The sequence below is a fragment of the Nonomuraea rhizosphaerae genome, assembly GCF_019396405.1.
Lineage (GTDB): Bacteria > Actinomycetota > Actinomycetes > Streptosporangiales > Streptosporangiaceae > Nonomuraea > Nonomuraea rhizosphaerae.
In genome coordinates this window covers 1-2,453 of sequence record NZ_JAHKRL010000006.1, presented here as the reverse complement: position 1 = coordinate 2,453, position 2,453 = coordinate 1, and the positions used below count along the sequence as shown (strand labels likewise).

Genomic DNA, 2,453 nt, shown 5'->3' with positions numbered 1-2,453 from the left:
ATCGAGGGCAGCTTCGGCCAGACCAGCGGGAACACGTGAAGCGGCGCCGCGATCGCGGCGCGACGGTGATCGAGCTGGCCCTGCTGATGCCGGTCGTGCTGGCGGTCGTCCTGCTCATCGTGCAGGTGGCGCTGTGGTTCCACGGCCGCCAGGTGGCCGAGGCGGCCGCCAGGGAGGGCGCCAGGGTGGCCAGGACCGCTCCGTTCGACTCGGCCGGTTGGGAGAGCGCGGCGCAGGCCAAGGCCACCGACATCGTGCGCGCGATCGGCCCGAGCCTGCTCCAGGATGCGACGGCCACGACCAGCGAGAAGGACCCGGACGAGCGCTTCGTCACCGTGACGGGCAGCGCCGTGCAGGTCATCCCGCTGCTGCCGCAGCTCTCGTTCACGATCACGGCCACCTCGGGCGGCCCGGTCGAGTGCTTCCGTCCGGACAACGGGGGAGATGACTGCCAATGAGCCGGCACCGCAGTCGGCGTCGCCGCCGGGATCGCGGCTCCATGGCCGTCGAGACGGTCATGCTCGCGCCCGTATTCCTGCTGTTCCTGATGTTCCTGGCGGGGGCGGGGCGGCTGGTCGAGGCGCAGGGCGAGGTCAACGGCGCGGCCAGGGACGCGGCGCGGGCGGCGTCCGTGCAGCGCTCGTTCGGCGCGGCGGGGGACGCGGCGGACAGGACGGTCAAGGACGCGCTCGGCGAGAGCTGCCAGAGCCCGGCCGTCTCGCTGGCCGGCTCCCGCTGGGAGGCGGGCGGCGAGGTGCAGGCCGAGGTCACGTGCGAGATGGATCTCGGCTTCCTGGGCTTCTCCGCGACCAAGCGGATGGCCGGCACGTCGGTGGTGCCGATCGAGCAGTTCAGGAGATTGGAGCCATGAGGACGGACAGGGGTTCCATGTCCGTGTTCACGGTGCTGTTCTCCGTGGCGGTGTTCCTGCTGGCCGGGCTGCTGGTGGACGGCGGTTCGGCGATCAACGCCCGGTTACGCGCGGCGGACGTCGCCGAGCAGGCCGCCAGGGCGGGCGCCGACCAGATCGACTCCGACCACCTGCACGAGACCAGCGAGGTCCGCCTGCTCGACCAGGGCCAGGTCTGCGCCAGGGCCGACGAGGTGATCGCCGCCCAGGAGAGCGCCGACGTGACCAGCGACGCGTGCGCCTCCACCCAGGACAGCGTCACCGTCTCGGTGAACGTCAAGTGGCAGGCCTTCTTCCTCCAGGCCATCGGCTTCCCGGGCACCGAGATGAAGGCCGAGGCCACGGCGGCCCCGCAGGCCCAGTGAGCCAGACCGAATCGGTCCACCCGATGGATCAGAGCACCACCAGGCACCACGCTGAACACGGAGAAGGGAGTGGCGATGCCGACCCGAGAGCCCGCGCGTCCAGCGGGCCGGCCGCACGGAGCCAGGCAGACGCCCGTGCGCATCCCGGCCAGGCGCAGCGCGGGCGACGTGCTGGGCGGCATCGGCGCGCTCCTGGTGCTGGTCGGGCTCGTCGGCGGAGTGCCGTACGGGCTGCTCATGTCCGTGGGGCCGCCGCTCTCGCCCGAGCTGCTCGACCTCGACCTGCTCACCAGCCGGGTCGGGCCGAGCACCGTCATCGCCGTGCTGGTGCTGTTCGTGTGGCTGGCCTGGCTGCAGTTCTTCCTGTGCGTGGTCGTCGAGGTGTACGCGGGGGTGCGCCGGGTCGGCATGCCCGCCAGGGTGCCGCTGTCGGGCGGCAGCCAGGCGCTGGCCAACAAGCTCGTCTCGGCGGTGCTCGTGCTGTTCACCGCGGGCGCGATGGTCGTGCCCATCGTGAAGATGGCCGCCACGCCGGCGCCGACGGTGTCGCAGATGGCGGCGGTCGCCTACACCGCGCCCATCGTCGAGCACGTCGAGGTCCAGCGCACCAAGAAGGTGTACGTGGTCCAGCCCCCTCACGGCCGTCACCACGAGAGCCTGTGGGAGATCGCCGAGAAGTGCTTGGGCGACGGCCGCCGCTATCCCGAGATCTACCGCCTGAACCAGCACAAGGAGCAGCCCGACGGCTCCCGCCTGCGCATGGCCGACCTGATCAGGCCCGGCTGGGTGCTCGACATGCCGGACGACGCCCGCAACACGCACACCGTCCCGGTCAACCAGGCGCGCGCGCAGACGCTGGAGCAGCACCCGGCGGGCGAGCACCGCGGGCACCGGGTCGCCGCCGACGACGTGCGTCAGCACTCCACCGTCAAGCAGGGGCCGGCCCACGAGCGGCGGGGACCGGACGTCCAGGCCGACTCCGGGGCGCGGAGCGAGGCGCTCGACCTCGTCGACTACCTGGCCGCGTCGTCGCTGGCCGCGGCCGGTTTACTGGCCGTCCTGGCGCGGCGCCGACGCGAGCAGCTGTGGCGGCGGATGTTCGGCCGCCGCCTCGTACGGCCGCGCGACGACGCCGCCAAGGCCGAGGTAGCGCTCCGGCTCGGCGCCGACGCGCCGGG

General features: G+C 72.7%; 4 protein-coding genes. All 4 read left to right on the top strand.

The genetic code is table 11. From position 1 onward, the window contains the following. Positions 1-35 precede the first annotated feature (35 nt). Complete coding sequence (locus KME77_RS00220; RefSeq protein WP_219459882.1) at positions 36-458, top strand: TadE/TadG family type IV pilus assembly protein; 423 nt, start codon at positions 36-38, stop codon at positions 456-458. 41 nt (positions 459-499) lie between these two features. Beyond that, the gene (locus KME77_RS00215) at positions 500-871 is read left to right on the top strand and encodes a TadE/TadG family type IV pilus assembly protein (RefSeq protein ID WP_219459880.1); all 372 of its coding nucleotides are present in this window, start codon (positions 500-502) and stop codon (positions 869-871) included. Between the two features lie 17 nt (positions 872-888). Beyond that, positions 889-1,275 carry a pilus assembly protein TadG-related protein gene (locus KME77_RS00210; protein ID WP_219459878.1) on the top strand — a complete coding sequence of 129 codons (387 nt, stop codon included), beginning with the start codon at positions 889-891 and terminating at the stop codon, positions 1,273-1,275. A gap of 75 nt (positions 1,276-1,350) precedes the next feature. Then, positions 1,351-2,453, top strand: a 1,103-nt coding sequence (locus KME77_RS00205) for a LysM peptidoglycan-binding domain-containing protein (protein WP_372451106.1), incomplete at its 3' end; no start/stop codon positions are given.

What these genes read in the sequence shown, in the direction of transcription:
- KME77_RS00215 (WP_219459880.1), top strand. Translation starts at nt 500, where the DNA reads ATGGCCGTCGAGACGGTCATGCTCGCGCCCGTATTCCTGCTGTTCCTG.
- KME77_RS00210 (WP_219459878.1), top strand. Translation starts at nt 889, where the DNA reads ATGTCCGTGTTCACGGTGCTGTTCTCCGTGGCGGTGTTCCTGCTGGCC.